This window comes from Streptomyces sp. NPDC057486 (assembly GCF_042802415.1).
GTDB classification, from domain to species: domain Bacteria; phylum Actinomycetota; class Actinomycetes; order Streptomycetales; family Streptomycetaceae; genus Streptomyces; species Streptomyces yanii.
Genome location: NZ_JBHVEE010000024.1, coordinates 51,969 through 67,450, shown reverse-complemented (window position 1 = coordinate 67,450; position 15,482 = coordinate 51,969). Strand labels below are relative to the sequence as shown.

The 15,482-nt window shown below is 68.8% G+C and carries 7 protein-coding genes; 2 read left to right on the top strand and 5 right to left on the bottom strand.

Features of this window, described 5'->3' with window-relative positions; translation table 11 throughout:
- Positions 1-292: 292 nt before the first annotated feature.
- From ACFU6I_RS14435 to ACFU6I_RS14415, 5 genes are all read right to left on the bottom strand, one after another.
- Positions 293-1,321: a helix-turn-helix domain-containing protein gene (locus tag ACFU6I_RS14435; protein WP_384365461.1), complete on the bottom strand. Its 1,029-nt coding sequence runs from the start codon at positions 1,319-1,321 to the stop codon at positions 293-295.
- A gap of 612 nt (positions 1,322-1,933) precedes the next feature.
- Positions 1,934-3,451, bottom strand: a complete 1,518-nt coding sequence (locus tag ACFU6I_RS14430; protein WP_384365458.1) for a glycoside hydrolase family 43 protein — start codon at positions 3,449-3,451, stop codon at positions 1,934-1,936.
- A gap of 704 nt (positions 3,452-4,155) precedes the next feature.
- A complete protein-coding gene (locus ACFU6I_RS14425) occupies positions 4,156-4,725 on the bottom strand; it encodes a hypothetical protein (RefSeq protein WP_384365455.1) in 570 nt (189 codons plus the stop codon).
- A 736-nt stretch (positions 4,726-5,461) separates the two neighbouring features.
- Entirely contained in the window at positions 5,462-6,175 is a 714-nt protein-coding gene (locus tag ACFU6I_RS14420) for a two-component system response regulator (protein WP_384365452.1), read from the bottom strand.
- On the bottom strand, positions 6,172-10,155 hold the full coding sequence (locus ACFU6I_RS14415) for a HAMP domain-containing protein (protein ID WP_384365449.1): 3,984 nt from the start codon (positions 10,153-10,155) through the stop codon (positions 6,172-6,174). The genes ACFU6I_RS14420 and ACFU6I_RS14415 overlap by 4 nt, the downstream gene beginning before the upstream one ends.
- Before the next feature lie 55 nt (positions 10,156-10,210).
- Here ACFU6I_RS14415 and ACFU6I_RS14410 point away from each other — a divergent pair, with 55 nt between their 5' ends.
- Positions 10,211-12,118 carry a SpoIIE family protein phosphatase gene (locus ACFU6I_RS14410; RefSeq protein ID WP_384365445.1) on the top strand — a complete coding sequence of 636 codons (1,908 nt, stop codon included), beginning with the start codon at positions 10,211-10,213 and terminating at the stop codon, positions 12,116-12,118.
- A gap of 468 nt (positions 12,119-12,586) precedes the next feature.
- On the top strand, positions 12,587-15,436 hold the full coding sequence (locus ACFU6I_RS14405) for a SpoIIE family protein phosphatase (RefSeq protein ID WP_384365442.1): 2,850 nt from the start codon (positions 12,587-12,589) through the stop codon (positions 15,434-15,436).
- Positions 15,437-15,482 lie beyond the last annotated feature (46 nt).

Sequence of the window (15,482 nt, the reverse complement as noted above, 5' to 3'; positions counted from 1 at the left end):
TTGCGTAGGGATGCCGCGCGTGACGGGTTTCGCGCGTGTCGGGATTCCGTCACACGGTCACATCTCTTGACTCGTCGGTCCGGTGGGACTTCGGGCCTGACAGGTGGGGGGTATGATCCGCCGGGCCGACGGTCACAGCGTGGGTGCGCGCCGCTGCGCCGGTAGACACCTCCAACGCGGATCACGGCGACGTCGGCGGTGAAGCAGGAACCCGCCAGGAGTTGTCGACACCCTCGCACCGCGACCAGCAACAGACGGAGACTCCTCGGCGCTCGGGCCGAGGACGAAGGGGTCAGAGCCAGCCCGCACGTGCGGCGTGCCACCCGAGTTGCAGGCGCGAATCCGCTCCGGCAAGGTCCATCAGACGGCGTGTCCGTCGCTCCACGGTCCGTATGGAGAGGCCGAGTTGGGAGGCTGCCCGCCGGTCGGAGATCCCTGCCAGCAGCAGGGCGAGGACCTCCAGTTCCCCCTCGGTTGGCTGCTGATCGGCTGCAGCCTCCGCACGCACACCCGTGGTGGTCTTGTACAGCGGCCGCGCCTGGGCCCATTCCTTCTCGAAGAGATGGACCAGGGCCGTCAGCAGGCCGCTGCGGTGCACCACGATGGCGCTCGGCTCGCCCCCGGAGTCCGCCATGTCCAGTGGCACCATGGCACGCTCCCGGTCCGACACGACCATCTTTAGCGGCAATGAGTCGACCAGGCGGAGCTCGAGACCCGCCACCATCGCCGCCCTCACGTCCCGCGCCACCTCGTGACCATCGAGATAATCCTTGGCAGCCACGACCCGGAAATCGACTCCGCGGTCCAACGCGGAACTCTCCGACACGTCGGCTTCCTCGCGCGGCACCGCGATGGGTGCGCCGACGAGGAAGACGAGCAACTCCCGCTGGGCGCCGCGCTGCAGTTGGTGGAACCGGTGTGCGACCTGCTCCACTCCGACGACCACCTCCACGACGCTGCCCGCAGGGTGTGCAGCTGTACTGCGGTACTGCTCGGTCAGCATCGAGAACGCGGTCTCGGCCCGGTGCAGCGCGTTGCGCTGCTCGACAAGGAGCGGGGCCAGGGCCACCGAGGGTGGTGTGAGCCGGTAGCGGGCGGGCTGGCGGCCGACCCCGCAGCCGGCCGAGTCAGGTGCCTCGCTCCCGGCCTCGGTGGCGACCGCCACCAGGCCACGTGTCGCCAGGTCGAGCAGGATGCGGGTGGTCTCGGTCTTCTCAAGTCCGGTCTGCCGGGCGAGGTCCTGCGCAGAGGCTGTCGGGCGGGCCAGCAGTGCCGTGTAGACAGCCTCTTCGGCCGGACCCAATCCCAGTGCCTGCAGCATCCAGCTCCTCCTCGGGCTGCCATCGCGTCCGGCCCTGGTGCAGGTTGTGTGGACCGAGCGGATTCTTCTCAGCCGAACCCTATCCCGCCGGCAGGATGTCGTCATTGACTGTTCATCCGTCGTGCACCCCGCCCTGCACGCCCCGGACGCGGCCTTCCAGGTGGGAAGCAACGGAGGGTCCAACACCTCGCACCGATGGCCTGCGAAGCTGGAATGAGCATGGTCGACCTGGCACTCACCTGGGTCCTGCACCGCAGGACAGTCCCCTCCGCGATCGCAGTATTCCGCAACCATAACTGCCCTTGTCGTTCGCGCTCGCCGGCTCGGGGCGCTCCAGTTGGAGCAGCGGCGGACGGAATGCAGGCGCGCCGCGACAGCCTCCTGAGCTCAGGCCACCGGTCGCCACACCGGTCAGTCCGGGCTGTCCCGTCATCCCCAAGGGAGCTGCGCGCGGCGTCGGATGCGGCGCATCACAAGGCGGAGAAGCTTCCTCATGATGGACGTACTGAAAGGAAGCGGACGAAACCGCTGGCCTTGCCGCTGCGGTTGCGGTCCTCTCGGCGCCCTTCGACGTCCGCGGGTCTGCCGTCCACACCGATCCACGAACGGCGTTCAGCCATCGAGCGGCTCATAGTCGAACCAGTCGAAGTGGACGGTACCGGCTGAGGCGTACATTCCCATGACCCGGCCGGTGAAACCGCCGGCGACCTCCGTGGACAGGTACCGTCCATCGAGCGTCGTGAGCTCGACGAACGTTCCGTCCGGTTCCTCGATGCCGATGGAGAGGGTGTCCGGGCCGGTACGCGCGTCGCCCACGGCCTGCGTAACGGCCACCTCGATTCTGAGAACCAGGGGCCCGGCGGGTGTCTGCTGAGACGCCACCACTGTGTGCAGGGGACCGATGCGGGCGAGCACCTGTACCTTGCCGAACGCCGCCTCGATATCGTAGTGGTGCTGCTCGTCGAGGCGGACGGCCAGGCCACCGCGCCCTTCCGCCGGGTCGACCAACGCGCGTACCCGGCAGGACAGGTGCTGTTGGCGCCGGCCGACGAACGTCACATCGAGATCGTCGAGTGAGCTCCCACGGGCGTGCAGCGTCAGCCAGCCGGACCGTTCCTTCGTGGTGCAGCTCTCCGCAGGGCGCCGGCGCGGCGAGATCCAGCACGGAGCCAGCTCGCTGAGGTCGAAGTCGTCCCGGACCGGCGCGACGACGCCCGGCTGAAGCGGCCACGGGGGCGCGGGCATCACGGGCAACAGGTCGCCGACGACCGGCCAGCCGTCGGCCCAGCTCACCGCGGCCAGGAACGTCTCGCGACCGAGTACGTGCCAGCCCGGGGTGCCACCGCGCGGTCGCACCCCGAGCAGCACCATCCACCACGAACCGTCGGGTGCCTGCACCAGGTCCGCGTGACCGGTGTTCTGAATGGGGTGATCGGTTCCGCGGTGCGTCAGAATCGGGTTGGCCGGGCACGGCTCGAACGGGCCGGTGGGTGTGCGGCCACGAGCGATCGAAACACCATGGCCCCGCTCGGTGCCGCCTTCGGCGATGAGCAAGTACCAGTAGTCGTCGATCCGGTACAGATGCGGTGCTTCCGGAGCTTTGGCATCGACGGTGCCGGACCAGAGGCGGCGCGGTGGACCGAACGATTCCCCGGTGTGCGGATCGATGCGAATCTGTCCGACTCCGGCATAGGTGCACCAGCAGTTGTCGTCGTCGTCCCAGGCGAGATCGGGGTCGATGCCCGGTACCCCCGGCACCCGGATCGGGTCGGACCAGGGGCCGGCCGGATCGGTGGCGGTGAACAGCAGGTTGCCGCCGTCGTGCACGTTCGTGGTGATCAGCCAGAAACGGCCGTCGTGATGGCGCAGTGTGGGCGCGTAGATCCCGCCGGAGGAGGAGGCGTCGGGCGACAGACGCAGTTGGTCAGGCCGTTCCAAGGCGTTGCCGATCTGCGTCCAGTGGACCAGGTCCCGGCTGTGGAATACGGGCACGCCGGGGAAGTACTCGAAGCTGGAGCACGCGAGATAGTAGTCCGCGCCCACCCGGCAAATGCTCGGGTCGGGGTGGAACCCGGGGACCACGGGGTTGCTGATGGTCTTACTCGTCTGCGGCGTGCTGGACACTCTCATCGAGTCCCTCCATCGGTGTGACCACACTGTGCCGGCGCCAACAAGCGGCCGTCCTCAACGGCCGCGATGAGGTGGTTCCGGACGAGGCGCTGGTCTCGGCCCCGAAACCGGAGCCCAGGTATCCCGGTTGCCGCCGCGTCCGGAGGTCGGCGTACGAGTGCACGAGTGCACGCCGACAGCGTCAAGGATCTGCAGCGTAAGCGGTTCCGGCTGGAGGCCGTAAGCGTGTCTCGCGGCCGGTGGCTCCACGGGCCGTGTCCTCAGCGTGCTGGCCGCTCTGGCCGCCGGCCTGGCACCCCTGCCCCCACCCCGGCCCGGATCCTCTCCCGGCGTTCGCCGACACGGCCCGCACGGTGAGCGCGTGGAGCGACGAGCGGTGCGACCCCGCCGTCCCCACCGATCAGCCCGCCGTACCGGGCGCGGTGCGTCACAAAACGCAAGGGCATCCCCACACCAGGCGCATTCGAGCGTTCCGACAGCGCAGCAAGGGTGCTGCCGTCGTCACCGTGCGCCCCCGGGGACAGCGGGGCACCCCTTAGTATGGCCGGGCCGATGTGCAGGAAACCGCGTGTACGCCACACACGCCCACCCCGGCCAGGCACCCGCAGCCGTGTGCCCCCATGCCGGAAACCCCGGCCCGATTCCGACGGGCCGGGGTTTCCATGTCATGCAGACCCTGCTCTACCAGCTGTGGAGGTGGCCCCTCACCACTCCCTGTCGTAGTGGTCCCGGACCACCCGGAAGCTGCCGACGACACCGTTTTTGACGAACACGCCGCCACGGATGTGCTGACGGGTGAAGACACCGTTGCTGGTGCTCCAGGGACCGACGGTCGCAACCGGGGAACCGTTGTCGCAGGTCGCCCCGCGGAAGAACTCAACAGTCCGGCGACTGTCGTTACGGACGTTGAAGCTCCGGGCACCCAGACCGCTCACCACCGTGATGCAGCCGTCCTCACCACGAGCCGAGTACGACCGCTCGTTGATGAAGATCCGACCCTCCTCCTTGTAGCGGAAACCACCACGCTCGTTGCCACCACCGTAGCCGCCACCGCCGTAGCCGCCCTCGTTCCCCTTGCCCTCGTTCCCCTTCCCAGTCCCGTTCGCGTTTCCGTTCCCGCCGTCACCACCCAGCGGAGCAACAGCCGAAGCAGCCTGCTGAACCGCCGGGGCAGCCGGAGCGGACCCGGAAGCCGAGGCATACGTAATGCCGGTCGTAGCCAGAACCGCTGCGCCTGCTACGGCAGCGGTTACAGCGACTGTGCGCGTGGTCATGTCACTTCTTCCTGTCTCAGAGACGCCGGCTGGGCAGCCGACCTGAGACGAACGTACTGACCACCTCATTACCTGTCATATCGGGACAGATGCACGATGCGACATCACAGGGCCGACCGGGTGTACGCACCCCACTCTCCACACACTCGTAAATAACCTGACGAACCATCAAATAATAGGACAGTAGGCCTCTCTGGCACTCGATTAGCCCTTCCGGGCGACTTCCCCCCACCCCCTCACCCTCTCGGCAGCACCCCGCCCCAACCCACCACCCCCCACAACAGCCAAAAACCACACCCCCACCACCACCCTGAACAACCATCACTCAGCACACCCGCCGCCCTCACCACCCAGCACCCCCACCGCTCCGACACCCTGAACGACCGTCACCCCGGGCCCCACCGGTACTTACGTTGGGCGAGCCCGGAAGCTTGCGTCCAAGGCCAGGGCGAGAACTGGCGCCCCTGGCGTCCCAGACCTCCCAGGGATGACCCCAGTCGCCGACGACTCAGATCCGTCCGACTCACAAGCTGCGCCGACATAAGGACTTCCGGCCGCCCCGCGATCGCACACCAAGGGCCGTCCCGTAGCCCCCGGCGGGCGCACGACGGCAGCCACGGCACCTCGCTGCGTTGCCGGAACGCCCGAATGCATCTGATATGAGGACGCCCCTCCGCCGTGCGTTGCGCCGCATCCGACGCCGCGCGCTGTTCCGCCAGGGGTTACGGGACAGCCCTCAGTAGGCGTCCCGGCCCACGCGCAGGCTGCGGACGGTACGTTCGAGGTCGGCGATGCGGTCGGCGAGGCCGACTGCCTCGGCGCCTTCGGCGTCCCGTAGTTGCAACTCGATCTGGGCGAGCCGTTCGGTGATCTCCGCCAGCTGCCGGCCACTGCCCCCGCTGGCACCCGCGCCTGCGTCCCGTGCCCGCGACAGCCCGTCCCGGGCACCCCCCACGGGTTCTACCGATCCCGCCGGACCTACCGGCGTGGCAGGAGTCGGCGCCCCGACCAGCAGACGGCGCAGTTGCTCGGCCTGTGCGGCGAGCTGACGGTTCTTGCGGTACAGATCCAGGAAGACGTTGACCTTCGTGCGAAGCAGCCAAGGGTCGAAGGGTTTGGTCAGGAAGTCGGCGGCGCCGATCGCGTATCCCCGGTAGAGGTAGTCCGTGTCCGCCTCGGTCCCGGTCAGAAAGATGATGGGCACGTCCTTGGTCTGGTCCAGACGCTTGATGTTGGCGGCGGTCTCGAAACCGTCCATGCCGGGCATCAGGACATCGAGCAGCACGACCGCGAACTCCTGGCGCAGCATCGCCTTGAGGGCCTCCTCTCCGGAGTGGGCGCGTACCAGCTGCTGGTCGAGCGAGCCGAGTACAGCCTCCAGCGCAACCAGGTTCTCCTCCATGTCGTCGACGATCAGGATGCTGGCCTTCTCCGGAGTGTTGATGGTCATATCTGCCGCCTCGGAGGGTCCGTGCCGTCTTCTCGTGCTGGATGCGACTCTCCACCGGCTCCTGCCTCCGATGCCGGAGGGGCGCCTTGCGGGTCGAGCAGGTCACAGATGACCGTCAGCAGGCGGTCCACATCCACGGGCTTGGGGACGTAGTCGGAGGCGCCGCTTTCGATCGCCTTCTCGCGGTCGCCCGGCATGGCCTTGGCCGTGAGCGCGACGATGGGCAGCCCGGCAAGACGCGGCGTGCGCCGGATGGTCCGGATCGTCTCATATCCGTCCATTTCGGGCATCATGATGTCCATCAGGACCAGCGACACGTCAGGAGACCGCTCGAGGACCTCGATGCCTTCGCGGCCGTTCTCGGCGTACTTCACGGTGATGCCGACGCGGCCCAGCATATGCGTGAGCGCGAAGACGTTCCGGATGTCGTCGTCGACGATCAGGATGCGGCGCCCTGTCAGCACGCGGCCGGGGCGCCCGCTCAGCCACTCCCTGAGCCGCGTCGTCTCCGGCCAGGTGTCGTCTCGCCCGTCGGCGGCCCCGGGGGTTCCCCTGCCGATCAGGCTGTCCGCGTTCCCGAAGACGCCGCTCGGCGCGTAGTCGGCAGCGTCGGGCGACGGTTCGGCCTGTCCAGGGAGCGCAGCGGGGGCGGCCGGCGCAGCCACCGCGTCGGGCTCCGGGAAGACGCCGGGGTAGCGCGACGGGACGTAGAGAGTGAAGCAGGATCCGACGCCCAGTTCGCTCTCGGCGACGATCCGGCCGCCGAGCAGCGCGGCGATCTCGCGGCTGATGGACAGCCCGAGCCCGGTCCCTCCGTACTTGCGACTGGTGGTGCCGTCGGTCTGCTGGAACGCATCGAAGATCACCGACAATTTCTCGGGCGGTATGCCGGTGCCGGTGTCCTTGACCGAGAACGCGATGACGGTCTCGGCATTCCGCAGCGACCGGTCCTCGAACTTCGTTCCCGGCACGCACTCGACGCGCAGCTCCACGCCGCCGGAGGAGGTGAACTTCACGGCGTTGGACAGCAGATTACGCAGGATCTGCTGGAGGCGCTGCTCGTCCGAGACCAGCTCGCTCGGCACGTTCTCGCCGACTGTGACGTCGAAGGCGAGCCCGCGGTCGAGGGTCAGCGGGCGGAACGTGGCCTGCACGTAGTCCAGCAGCTTGACCAGGGGCAATGTCCTCGGGCGGACATCCATCCGGCCTGCCTCGATCTTCGACAGGTCGAGGATGTCGTTGATCAGCTGCAGCAGATCCGAGCCCGAGCGGTGGATGGTGGCCGCGAATTGCACCTCCTGCTCGGACAGCGTGCCATCCGGGTTGTCGGCAAGCAGGCCGGCCAGGATCAGCAGCGAGTTGAGCGGGGTGCGCAGCTCGTGCGACATGTTCGCCAGAAACTCGGACTTGTACTGCGAGGACGTGGCGAGCAGGGCTGCTTTCTCCTCCAGCGCCGCGTTGGACCGCTGGAGCTCGTCCGACCGCTTGCGCAGCTCGCTGGTGAGGCGCTGAGACTCCGAGAGCAGGGACTCCGTACGGGAGTTGGCGATGATGGTATTGATGGAGACGCCGATGGTGGTGACGAACTGGTCGATGAAGGCCAGGTGTACGTCACTGAACTTGCTGAACGAGGCCAGCTCGATCACTCCGAGCACCTGGTCCTCGAAGAGGATCGGCAGGATGACGACGCTCGCGGGAAGTGCGGCGCCGAGCCCGGAGTTGATGGTGATGTAGTCCGGTGGGACATCGGCGATGAGGATGCGCTTCTTCTCCAGAGCGGCCTGGGTGATCAGCCCGCGGCCAGGCGTCCCGGACTCGGGCAACGGGCCGCTCCCCCTGGCCGCATCGGTGCCGTAGCCGGCGATGAACTGAAGCCCCTCCCTCGGCTTGGCCGCGGCCTCGGTCAGGAAGAACGCTCCGAACTGTGCGTTCACCAATGGCGTCAGCTCGCGCAGGATCAGGTCGGCGACCTCGACGAGGTCTCGGTGGCCCTGCATGAGGCCGGCGATGCGAGTGAGGTTGGATTCCAGCCAGTCCTTGGCGCGGGTGGTCTCGCGGAGATTGGCCACCATGAGGTTGACGTTGTTCTTCAGCTCGGCGACCTCGCCCTGTGCCTCGACCGAGATGGCACGGGACATGTCGCCCTGGGTGACGGCGCTGGCGACCTCGGCGATCGCGCGGACCTGGGTGGTGAGGTTCGAAGCGAGCTCATTGACGCTGGTGGTGAGCCGCTTCCACGTTCCATAGACGCCCTCGACGCGGGCCTGGCCACCCAACTGTCCCTCGCTGCCGACCTCGCGGGCGACCCGTGTCACCTCGGAGGAGAACGAGGAGAGCGTGTCGACCATCGTGTTGATGGTGGTCTTCAGCTCCAGGATCTCACCGCGCGCGTCCACGTCGATCTTCTTCGACAGGTCGCCGTTGGCGACGGCCGTGGCCACCTGGGCGATGTTGCGGACCTGCGAGGTGAGGTTGTCCGCCATGAAGTTGACGTTGTCGGTAAGGTCCTTCCAGACACCGGAAACGCCTCGGACCTGCGCCCGTCCGCCCAGGTTCCCCTCGGTGCCGACCTCGCGGGCGACCCGAGTCACCTCATCCGCGAACGCCGAGAGCTGGTCGACCATCGTGTTGATCGTCGACTTCAGCTCCAGGATCTCGCCCTTTGCCTCCACCGTGATCGTCTTGCCGAGATCGCCCTGCGCGACGGCGGTGGCCACCTGGGCGATGTTGCGGACCTGCGAGGTCAGGTTGTCCGCCATGAAGTTGACGTTGTCGGTGAGGTCCTTCCACACCCCGGAGACCCCGCGGACCTGAGCCCGCCCGCCCAGGCGCCCCTCGGTGCCGACCTCGCGGGCGACTCGCGTCACCTCGTCCGCGAACGCCAACAGTTGGTCGACCATCGTGTTCACGGTGCTTTTGAGCTGGAGGATTTCGCCCCGCGCGTCCACGGTGATCTTCTGGCTGAGATCGCCGTTGGCGACGGCGGTGGTCACCTGGGCGATGTTGCGGACCTGCGAGGTGAGGTTCGAGGCCATGAGGTTGACGTTGTCGGTGAGGTCCTTCCACACCCCGGAGACCCCGGGCACCTGAGCACGTCCGCCCAACTGCCCTTCCGTGCCGACCTCGCGGGCGACCCGTGTCACCTCGTCCGCGAACGCCCGAAGCTGGTCCACCATGGTGTTCACGGTGAGCTTCAGTTCCAACAGCTCGCCGGTCGCCTCGACCGTCACCTGCTGGGTCAAGTCGCCGCGCGCCACCGCCGTCGTCACCACGGCGATGTCGCGCACCTGCGCCGTCAGCCGCGCCGCCATGGTGTTGACGGCCTCGGTGACGTAACGCCAGTCGCCCGACAGGCCCTGCACCTTGGCCCGTCCGCCGAGCCGCCCTTCTGTCCCGACCTCCCGTGCGACACGCGTGACCTCGCCCGTGAACAGAGACAGCTGGTCGACCATCCGGTTCACCACGAGTCCCAGACGCCGTAGGTCACCGCGGAGTTGACGGTTGCCGTCGTGCATGTCCACCCGCTGCGTCAGATCACCGGCAGCAACCGCATCCAGCACCCGTGTCGCTTTCGCCACCGGGGCCACCAGTGCCTCCACGAGCTGGTTCGCCGCGTCCACGCTCGTCGCCCATGCCCCTTGCCCGGGGCTCGCCGCGATCCGCTCGTCCAGTCTGCCCTGCCGCACGACCTCGCGGCGCACTCGCTGGAGCTCCGCGGCCAGATGGGCATTTCGCGCGCTGACCTGATTGAACACCCCTGCCATCTCGGCCAGGACACCCTCGTCTGCACCCTGCACACGTACGGTGAAGTCGCCATCGCACAACGAATTCAACGCTGCGAGAAGTGGACGCAGTTCAGCCGTGCGCACCCACTGCCCGTCCGGGGTGGAGCCCGGCCGGGCCACGCGTTCCGGGGAATCGGGGGATTCCGCGGAATGAGGGGCGGGGGAGACGGCATCGGAGGGCGGGTCGAGTGCCATGGCAGCTCACCCTCAGGCTCGGGGCATATGGGCACTTTGTCGTAAAATACGTTACATGATTCGGTCAGTCGTCGGAAACTCCAAGGAGTCGCCCGAAGCGCCGTTGCCCTCCCACCGCGAGTTCGTCTCGCGGACGACTCTGCCTGCCGACGACTGCACGGCATCCGCCGCGCGCACCTTTGTGCGCGCGGCGCTCGGCGAATGGACCGATCCTGCGGTTCCTGGCTCACCGAAGATCACCGACCGGTTCGTCGACGACGCCATGCTCCTGGTCAGCGAACTGGTCACCAACGCCGTCATGCACGCCGGTACCACCGTCGAGGTCGTCTGCCGCCTCGAGGCAGGGCACGGCTCACGCGCGGCGTCCCTCCTCGACGTGAACGGCCCCTTCGACGCGGACGGACCTGTCGACCTCGTCATCGAGGTGGCGGACCGCCACCCTTCCTGCACCGTGCTCGGCAGCAAGGAAGCCGTGGGCGCGGGGTACGGTCGCGGCCTCCAGCTCGTCCGCGCGCGGGCAGAGTCGTGGGGCGTGACGTACCGGCGCACTCAGAAGACGGTGTGGTTCCGGTTGCAGACCACGGCCGAGGAACCCGAACCGGCCGACAGCCCCGTCGACGGCGCCAGCGAGGGGGAACCGCGCACCACGGACAGTCTCGCGACCGCCCCGCCGCACGGCCGTCGCGACGACACCGCCGAGTGGGTCGACCGCGGAGGGCCTTCGTTCCTTGCCGAGGCAAGCGAGCTCCTCGCCGGCCAGCTCGACCAGGACATGGTCGCCGCCCTCGCAGGGCAGCTGCTCGTGCCCAGGCTTGCCGACTGGTGCGGCGTGTGGCTCAGCACCGAGAACGGCGGCCTGCGGCTCTCCCGCGTCTGGCATGCGGACGAACGGTGCATCGACGCGCTGCGCCATGTGCTGGAGAAGGACCCGCCGCCCGCCAGGCTCGCCACGACGGGTATCCCCTGGCCCTGGCCGGAGAGCGCGAACACGGGCGGCTCCGCAATCGCCTTCCCCCTCGTCACGGGCGGTCACTGCCATGGCGTGCTGCTGCTCGGCCGGGCGGGACTGCTGCAGATGACCGACGGAGTCGTGCGACTCGCAGAAGATCTGGCACGGCGTGTCGCCCAGGCGGTGGCCACAGCCCGCCAGTACACCGAGCAGACGACCATCAGCCGAGCACTCCAGCGCAGGCAGCTGCCCGCTTCCCTCGCCAGCATCCCAGGCATGGACACGGCGATCGTCTACGAGCCGCGCGGTCACGGCCAGACCGTCGGCGGCGATTTCTACGACCTGTTCCCGCTGGGAGGCCACCGCTGGGGCTTCCTGCTCGGCGACGTGTGCGGCCACGACCCGGAGGCGATGTCCGTCACCGGCCTGGCACGGCACCTGGTACGGATGCTGGCACGCGAGGGCCACGGCGTCGAGTCGGTGCTCGACAGGCTGAACTGCGCGATGGCGGAGGAGAGCGCCGAGGCCGCAGCGCTCGGCGGCGAGCAGGCCCGTCCCCAGTTCCTGAGCCTGCTCTACGGGGAGCTGGAGCCCGACCCCGTGGCGGGCGGCGCGCATTGCAAGATCGCCTGCGCCGGGCACCCTCTTCCCCTGCGACTGTCCGCCGACGGCTCGGTGGCGGCGATGTCGGTCCCGCAGATGCTGCTCGGAATCGACGAGGGGGCGACGTTCCATGCCAACTCCTTCGACCTCGCACCGGGTGAGACGCTGCTGTGCGTGACCGATGGCGTGACCGAACGCCGCAGCGGGAACCGGCAGTTGGATGATGACGACGGACTTTCCGAGGTGCTGCGCCAGTGCGTGGGGCTGGGCGCCACGGCCGTCGCGGAACGTGTGCGGCAGGCGGTGCACGACTTCGACACGGGGCCGGTCGAGGACGACCTCGCGGTGCTGGTGCTAGGGGCCGCGCCGGTGCATGCGCCAGGAGCTGAACAGGTGCGGAACGGGACGTAGGACCGAACGCGGGACCACTCCCGTGGCGCTTTGCGGGCAGACGCCTGTCCGGAAGGCGCTGCGCTTCAACGGGCAGGCCAGGATCGGGGGTTGTCCCATCCCTGTCCGAGCGGCGTTGGGTGCGTCCGACGGGCCGATGACACTCCGCCCCGGCTGCCCGCGCGGAGTGTCGACCGGCCGCAGCAACAGCCTCCAGCAGGACGGAGGCGCAGCGCCCGGACCTGCCGCGGTCGCTCCAGGTCGCCTCCCCGCCGGGCTGAACCGTGCTGTATCCCGCGCCGACGAGCAGCAGGACATGGAGCAGGGGCAGACGAAGCCCAGCGCATGGTAGAGCGGTTCACCGCCGTGGCGCGCGGCCCTCGGGCGTTCCGGGCCGGCAAGGCCCGTGGAGCGGTCGAGCGAGACGGCGCCGGGCACGGACGGCCTCGGTTTCAGGCCTATCTGGTGACTGAAATATACAGTTAGTCCATGAATGCCCGGTTGGACCTGCTTAACAGTGTGGAAAGGGGCGTCACCGAGGGCGAGGTGCTGCGGCTCGCCCTTCAGCACGCCGTCGCCGAGCTGGACGGCCTGGGCGGGACGGTGCACCTGCGTGGTCCGATGTCGGCACTACGTCTGGTGTCAGTGGCCGGACTGCCTCCGGGCCTCGTCCGGCCGTGGGAGATCCTCGACCAGGAGGACACTGCGGCTCCGGCCCACGCGGTGCGCCAGGGTACCGGCGTGTGGACGCTCCATGGCCCCTCGGGCGTCGCCCCGCCCACGTCGACCGATGGCTGGCCCGGGACGGGCCTGGCAGCCGTACCGGTGTTCGGCAGGGAGCGCATCGTCGGCGCGCTCACCGTCGTGGCAGGTGCGTCAGGAGAGCCCACGAGGAAACAGTGGGATTTCCTCACAGCGGTGGCCACCTGGGCGAAGGAGCGGATGATCCAGGCCCCGCCACCGACGCGCCCGGCCCGGGGGGAGCCGAGCGGCACCTTCCTGCGGCAGGCGCTCAGGGCCGTCCAGGTAGGCACCTGGGAGTGGAACATCCGCACCGGCGAACTGTCCTGGGACGCTGCGGCCATGGCCGTCTACGGCGCCGAGCCCGCCGACTTCACGCCCCAGGTCGAGAGCTGGATGAAGGTGGTCCACCCCGACGACCTGCCGTGGACGCTCGCCGCCGTCGAGAGGGCCATTCGCAACCGCGGAGTATTCCAAGCCGAATATCGAGTGCGCCGCCCCGACGGCAGTTACGGCTGGACCCAGGCGCGCGCAAGGGTGGTGCTCGATGACATGGGCGAGCCCTACCGAATGATCGGGACGGCATGGGACAGCAACGAGTCCCGGTCCGCCCGTGACTCGCTCAGCCACGCCCTGCGCCATATGAGCGACGGCTTCCTTTCGGCGGACGACGACTGGCGGATCACCTTCGTCAACCTCGAGGCGGAGGGCATGCTGGGCTCCTCCGACGAGGAGCTGTTCGGTCGCGTGCTGTGGACATTGCCGGCCGTACAGCAGGTCGCCGACATGGAGGCGCGGTGCCGTCAGGCCGCCGCCACGGCCACGCCCACGGGCTTCGACGTGCAGATGCCGGAGACAGGACGCTGTTACCACCTGCGACTCGTCCCGGTGCCCGACGGGGTCACCCTGTACTTCACCGACGTCACCGAGACCCGCCGGCACGAGAGCGAGAGGGCCGCCGCCGAGACGGCCGCCACCGAGCGTGCCTCTCGGATCACGGAGCTGACCGCGGCACTCGCCAAGGCGACCACCTCACGGGACGTGGTCGACGCGGTGGCCCAGCGGGTGCTGCCGCCGTTCCGCGCCACCGGGCTGCTCGTGCAGGCCATCGAGGGCGACCGGGTCCACAACGTAGGAGCCGTCGGCTACCCCCGCGCCTTTCTCGAACGCGTCGACGGCCGTTCGCGCGTCGCCACAGACCCCGTCTGGGACGCGATCTCCACTCAGGGGCCGCTGTTCGTCTCCTCGGCCCGGGAATTCGCGGCGCGATATCCCGGTTTGGCCCACACCCCGCACGACATCGACAAGCAGGCCTGGGCGTTCCTGCCCCTGACCGCCTCCGGGCACACCTTCGGTATCTGCGTGATCGCGTTCGACCGGCCGCGCCGCCTGGCAGACGAAGAGCGCACCTTGCTCACAGCCATCAGTGCCCTCGTCGCGCAGGCCCTGGAACGCGCGCGGCTGTACGACGCCGAGCACACCCGGTCCCAGGAGCTGCAGCGCGCCCTGCTCCCCCAGAGGCTGCCCGACCTGCCGGCGTGCACCACCGCCGCCCGCTACCTGCCCGCCGGGCAGGGCATGGACGTCGGCGGCGACTGGTACGACGTCATCCCGCTCCCCGCCGGACGGGTCGCGCTCGTCGTCGGCGACGTGGTGGGCCACGGCCTCTCCGAGGCCGTCACGATGGGACGGCTGCGCACGGCCGTCCACACCCTGGCCGGTTTCGAACTGCCACCCGACGAGATCATGAGCCACCTCAACGACATCGTCAGCGGCCTCGGGAAGAACTCGTACGCCACTTGTTTGTATGCCCTGTACGACTCCACCACCGGAACGTGCTCCCTCACCCGCGCCGGCCACCCACCACCGGCAGTGCTCCACCCCGACGGCACCGTGCATTTCCCTCGTCCAACCCCGGATCCGCCCCTGGGCTCGGCAGAGCCCCCGTTCGAGACCGTGGAGCTGACGATGCCCCCGGGAAGCCTCCTCGTGCTGTACACCAACGGCCTGGTCGAAGCGCCCGAGCGCGAGATCGATCAGGGCATGACCGAGCTGGCGAACCTCCTGCGCACCAGCGACAGCGAAGACCTGGACCGGCTCTGCGAAACCCTCATCGCCGGCTTGCTCCCCGCCGGACAGCACACCAGCGACGACGCAGCCCTCCTGGTCGCCCGTGTGCACGCGCTCAGCTCCGACCGGATGGCCTCCTGGCCACTCCCGGAGGACCCCCGGGCAGCGGGCCTGGCCCGCAGGCACGTCCGGGAGCAGCTGTCCACGTGGGGTTTGGACGACATGGCGATGACCACGGAGCTGCTCGCCAGCGAGCTGGTCGGAAACGTCGTACGCCACGGAAGGGGACCACTGCACCTGCGGCTGCTGCGCGGCGCCGAGCTGGTCTGCGAGGTCTCCGACGGCAGTCTGACCATGCCCAGGATCCGCCACGCGTCCGAGACGGACGAAGGCGGCCGGGGACTGCAGCTTGTCGCCGCGCTCTCCCAGCAGTGGGGCACTCGCTACACCGCGACCGGCAAGTGCATCTGGACCGCACAACCGATGCACGGATCCGACATCCCGGATCCGCTCCTGTCGGAATCCTGACACGCCTGGAAGTCAGGGCGGCGCATCCTCGGCCTGTACGGACTCC